This window comes from Pseudoalteromonas sp. AWM4_233 (genome assembly GCF_056158285.1).
In genome coordinates this window covers 1-5573 of record NZ_JBSWSZ010000038.1, presented here as the reverse complement: position 1 = coordinate 5573, position 5573 = coordinate 1, and the positions used below count along the sequence as shown (strand labels likewise).

Below are 5573 nucleotides of genomic sequence, written 5' to 3'. Positions count from 1 at the left end.
AAGGTTAACGACGGTTAGATTCACCTCTTACACAGCACCTGGCGAACAACTTAGTATCGCAAGACGAATTAAAAGCTGTGATTGACCGCACACAATATTTAAAAGACCGTCGTACATTGGTAATTGAACAACAAGAGCAAGATGAGCTTATCCGTACCGCCCAAATTGCCCAGCTTGAAGACAGTGTTGCACAGCTTAATAAGAACTTAAGCTTTGCCCGTAAAAACCTTGAAAACCTAGTGATCAAAGCACCGATTGACGGCCAGCTAACCGCATTCAATGCTGAGCTGGGTGAATCGAAGTCGCGTGGTTCACGTTTAGGTCAAGTTGATATTGTCGGTGAGTACAAGGTCAGTGCGTTAATAGATGAGTTTTATTTGGGCCGTGTATTTGCAGGTCAAACCGCAAAAATCACCCACCAAGGTCAAGATTACACACTGACACTGGCAAAAGTGTATGCCGAGGTAAGCAATGGCCGTTTTGAAGTCGATTTAACTTTTAACGATGCCTTGCCTGAGCGTATTCGTCGCGGCCAAACGTTACCTGCGTAATCTTCTACTTCACCATTGCCGTACACGTGGTTATAACGATTTACAGTAAGCTCACGAGCATCCAAATCGCCATTTTCGTCTCTGGCGTAGTTTTCTCTTGGGTCATAGTCGGCCCGGTTGGCTTGCCCGCGGTCACGATATTCAGCTGACACATTCACAAACCCATCTGCTCCCCACTCGAAGCCTATATTGCCGCGAAGCGTTGCTGTCTGGCCATCAGTAACAGAGCGATCTGACCCTGTGGTAAAGGCCAGATTGCCATCATCACCAACACTCACATTTTCCAGATCAGGCACGCCATCCATTGTGGTGACGTTTGCGCCGTACGTTGCAGACACATCACCGCCCTCGCTGGCGTCTTTAAGCACAATATTTATAACACCGGCTATCGCATCTGAACCGTATTGCGCGGCTGCGCCGTCTCGCAGAACTTCAATGCGCTTGATGGCATTAGCAGGAATGGCGTTCAAATCAACAGCGGACGAACCACGCCCTACTGAGCCATTAAGATTCAGCAGTGCACTGGTGTGGCGGCGCTTGCCATTTACTAATACCAGTGTGTGGTCGGGTGCGAGGCCGCGTAATTGCGCTGGTCTCACGTGATCAGTACCATCTGTGATAGATGGCTGAGGAAAGTTAAAACTGGGTAACAGGCTGTTTAAAATCATATTTGTTTCAGTAAGGCCTGTCGCTTCTATTGAAGAAGCATCGATTATATCAATGGGTACCGGAGAGTCATTTACTGTCCTTCCGACGCGGCGCGAGCCCACTACCTGAATTTTTTCCAGGTCTTCATCTGCAATTTCTCCTGCGCAAGAGTGCTGGTAGAGAGCAGAGAAAGCGGCGCGCCGATAAGGGCTGCGGCAATTAGTGAAAGTGTAAATGCCGGTTTGGAGTTTTTTTCCTGATGCATAGTTGTGTTCCCGATCTAAGTGCTTTTTGAAAGAGTTACAAGGTGTAACCCAATAATGGTTCATCTTTGTCTGTTACAGGGCACAGCAAAAGCCGGTGAATCTGATTAGATGTATTATTATTGTGAAAGGGCCCGCATACTGCTGGCGGACGAAGTAAATCATAGATAGATAGCCGTCTACAAGTCTAAAACTATAATAAAGCTTTTCGGACCATTTGGTCAGATGAGCAGACCTATTAAAATAGTTAACTCATGGGTAATTCGTATCTTTATTACCCAACTTCTTGCTAAATTAGCTATGAGTGCCACACCAACTCAAGTACGGAGGCAAATATGTCGGAAATTAAAACACTCAGCAGCAAAGTTGTTTCGAAAATAAATGGATGCGGATCAGGGAGGACGCCATCGAAGAGAAAGTGGACAACAAGGTTTGTACAGTGTGATGGAAAAGCCCGATTTCACTGTAGTCATTCCCGTTCATGACGACCACGTTTGTATGGTGGAGCAGTATCGATACCCTGTGGAGAAGCGACAATTAGAATTTCCGCAAGGAACGTGGGAAACAGAAAGTGACATCGACCCCCGGGCCCTCGCCGCTGGAGAACTGCAAGAGGAAACCGGACTCGTTGCCAAGCATTTAGAATGTATTGGTTATCAGTACCTCGCCTACGGCTTTTGCAATCAGGGTTATCACATTTGGGTAGCCAGGGTTCTGACACTGACAGAGCAAAACTTAGACCCGGAAGAAGAAGGCCTGACTTGTCATCGCATTAGCCTGAAACAATTAGACGACATGATCAAGGGCGGGGAAATTCAGGATGCCACCACTTGTAACGCGCTTGGGCTAGCGAGATTAAAAGGTTTTTTATAATACTAACTTACTCCGTTATTTTCTGCCTGCGAGTCAATACCCGGCAATTGGTTACGAAATGCGTTATGGATGCAGGTAATAGAGAACATTCATACGAATGAACAGTCCGGGAGTGTCAGTTATGTTACGGTTAAGTTGATACATTCATCGGGTAACAGCATGACCGACAAAGATTTAGCGAGAAAAATCGCATTTCAAATTCTCACACATTTCGATAAGAGTTACCGATTGTTCACCCGAATTACACGGGGCGCGAAAGCGCGATTTGAGAATGGAGAATGGCAAGCCACGCAGACGGCGTCTCAATCGCGGATCCACATCTATGAAAAGTGCGTCTCTGAGGCCGTTACGGATATCTATCAGCAATGTCATATTAATCTACGGGAAAACGCATTTTGGTATGAGGTGAAAGGTGCCTCTTACCCGGCTACTAGAGCAACACCCTCAGTTTGAATTGGCAGAGACCTTTTACAATTCCATTATTGGACGTGTATTTCGTCACACCACGTTCGATGACAACATTATGTTTTTACTTCCCAGTCGTTGCTTCTTAGCCGGGCGCGACAGGGAGAAGGTAATTAATAGTTTCGACACCACGACCACAGTGGCAAAAATGTACGCGTCTATTTTTCAAATTTATCGTTTTGAACGATCGTTTGAGAATAAACCTCGTGACATGAGCAACCTGGAAAACGCGTTGCGCCAACGCCTGAGTACCAAACAGCTTGCAAGTGTTTACTGTGTTGAAATGTTAAAACCGGTGTTCTTCAGAGGTAAGTCTGCCTACCTTATCGGGCGAATTTGCATGCCCACTGAAACCCTCCCTTTCGTCATCTCCATCCACACAAATGAATTGCAGGAAATATACATTGATGCACTGCTTACAGATCCACGGATTTGTCAGTGATTTTTGGCTTTGCACGCAGCTATTTCATGGTAGACACACAGCATCCGGCGGAAATTGCGGCTTTCTTGCAGGAGTTACTGCCGAATAAGAAACACTTCGAGCTGTATATGTCACTGGGCCATCACAAACATGGCAAAACCGTATTTTACCGAAATTTTTTGCAACACCTCGATAACAGCAATGATAAATTTGAACGCGCTCCTGGCACTAAAGGGCTGGTGATGATGGTATTTCACCTCCCTTCTTACGGCGTGGTTTTTAAAATTATAAGAGACGAGTTTGCGGAGAGTAAAAAAATTACCCGAGATCATGTTAAAGCTTGCTACAATTTGGTAAAACTGTCCGACCGTGTAGGTCGCATGGCTGACACCCATGAGTACGTTAATTTTCACATTCCCCTGGCCCGTATTTCGCCAGCACTGCTTGCAGAACTTGAGGAAAGCTGTGCAGCAAGCCTGACCCTTACTAAAGAAACCCTGATCATCCACCACCTCTATATCGAGCGAAAAATGACGCCCCTTAACCTGTATCTTCAACAGGAACAAAACGAAGATAAAATAAAAAATGCTATTAATGAGCTAGGTCTGTGCATAAAGCAAATTGCCTTAGCCAACATTTTCCCAGGGGACATGTTGCATAAGAACTTCGGTATTACCCGCCATGGCAGAGTCATCTTTTACGACTACGATGAGATATGCCTGATGAAAGACAGAAACTTCCGTTCGCTTCCTCACTCTGATGATCCCTATGCCCTTGACACGTTATCTGTGGCACCAGACGATGTATTTCCGGAACAATTTGAACACTTCATTCTGGGAAAAAAACAATTTAAGGATATACTCAAAGAATTACACGGCGATTTAATGAGCCCGGAGTACTGGCGTTCAGTTCAGGCAATCACTGCCAGTGGGGAAATTCAAAACTTTACGCCGTACAACCCAGCGATGCGTTTTTCACGTTCCGGTGAAAATTAAAGTTCTGTAATAAATGGTGATTTTGCGTCGATTTGGCTGTGTGATGTGATCGGAAGCACTAAAATAATGCGTATTATAATGTACAAGTTACACTGTTTCTGAAGGCCGAGAATGAGCCTGCTACGAGGTAGAGCCAGACTTATGAAAGCATTGATAGTTGAAGACGATTTTACCGTCGCAGAGCATATCCAAACCGGACTCCTGTCGGCAGGCCACGACTGTATTCACGAAAGTGACGGGAAAAACGGTTTAGATCAGGCGCTGGGCGAAGCATTCGATTTAGTTATTCTTGATATTATGCTACCGGCTTTAGATGGGTTTTCAGTGTTAGAAAAAATTCGCACAGTAAAACCCACTTTGCCCGTATTATTGCTTAGCGCTAAAAGCCAGGTTGATGATAAGGTTCGAGGCTTGCGTAGTGGAGCGAATGATTATCTTACTAAACCGTTTGCCATTGAAGAGCTTCTCGCTCGGGCAGAAGGGCTTACAGGTCGTGTCTCGCCGGGTGCGAAGGAAACTGAACTTTCTGTGGGTGACCTGACACTTGACTTGCTTCGACGCAAAGTGACTCGAGGCGAAACAGAGATTAATTTACAGGCGAAAGAGTTTCAATTGCTTGAATGTTTACTTAGAAACCGAGGCAAAGTCGTGACGCGCAGTATGCTGCTTGAACGGGTTTGGAATTATCATTTTGACCCGCAAACCAATCTTATCGATGTGCACATTAAGTCGCCTGCGGCAAAAAGTAGATAAAACATTTAATATCCCACTTATTGAAACCGTGCGCGGAACCGGTTATCGCATTTCAGAGACAGGCATTTGATTGCGATAGGCGCGTTTACCCGAAGCTCCAGCTTTAGGGTCGGCGCCCTTTTCACTACACTGTCGTCGGCAGGTATTCTGTTTGTTTTTTATTTTTGGTCTCTCGCTGATGATGACAAACTCATAGACGAGGCAAAAGCGGCGCTCTCTGCAGAGCGTTTTTTTGTTGAGGAATTATATCGCCAGCAAGGCATAGATGCTGTCAGTACTGCCATTCAAAATCGCATTCTACGACAGGGCAACAATACGTTTATTTGTCTGATGGACGCAAAGAAGAACATTATTGCCGGAAACTTTATTTCTCCACCTGTACTGACCAAGCAAGTTCTCCCCACTGTAGTACCGCTACCACTTCAGGAATTTATTGCAGCAGACAGTCTGGAACAGACGTCCTCGTCTTCGAGCAGCGTCTTGCTGGACCGCGTGATTTTAGGTAATTATCAGGTCATTATTGCCCGCAACGTAGATGACTTGTACAGCACACAAAAAATAGGCCGAGCGCTCGGCTGGATATTTGTAGTCATGCTCGCCATAA

1 protein-coding gene and 5 pseudogenes are annotated in these 5573 nt (G+C 45.6%); 5 read left to right on the top strand and 1 reads right to left on the bottom strand.

All coding sequences use genetic code 11. The annotated features are described in order from the left end of the window. Positions 1-77: 77 nt before the first annotated feature. A complete protein-coding gene (locus ACXAC4_RS19160) occupies positions 78-551 on the top strand; it encodes an efflux RND transporter periplasmic adaptor subunit (protein WP_475164737.1) in 474 nt (157 codons plus the stop codon). On the opposite strand, the pseudogene ACXAC4_RS19155 reads toward ACXAC4_RS19160, so the two are convergent. Then, positions 545-1464 (bottom strand): annotated as a pseudogene (locus tag ACXAC4_RS19155) (TonB-dependent receptor plug domain-containing protein); the annotation flags it as partial. The gene ACXAC4_RS19160 and the pseudogene ACXAC4_RS19155 sit on opposite strands and share 7 nt — an antisense overlap. 333 nt (positions 1465-1797) lie before the next feature. Here ACXAC4_RS19155 and ACXAC4_RS19150 point away from each other — a divergent pair. The 4 pseudogenes from ACXAC4_RS19150 to ACXAC4_RS19135 form a co-directional block, all read left to right on the top strand. Continuing rightward, a pseudogene (locus tag ACXAC4_RS19150) lies at positions 1798-2335 on the top strand (NUDIX domain-containing protein). A gap of 159 nt (positions 2336-2494) precedes the next feature. Then, positions 2495-4216: pseudogene (gene aceK / locus ACXAC4_RS19145) on the top strand (bifunctional isocitrate dehydrogenase kinase/phosphatase). Positions 4217-4357: 141 nt separating this feature from the next. Continuing rightward, positions 4358-5039 (top strand): annotated as a pseudogene (locus tag ACXAC4_RS19140) (response regulator transcription factor). After that, positions 5036-5573: pseudogene (locus ACXAC4_RS19135) on the top strand (hypothetical protein); the annotation flags it as partial. The pseudogenes ACXAC4_RS19140 and ACXAC4_RS19135, both read left to right, overlap by 4 nt.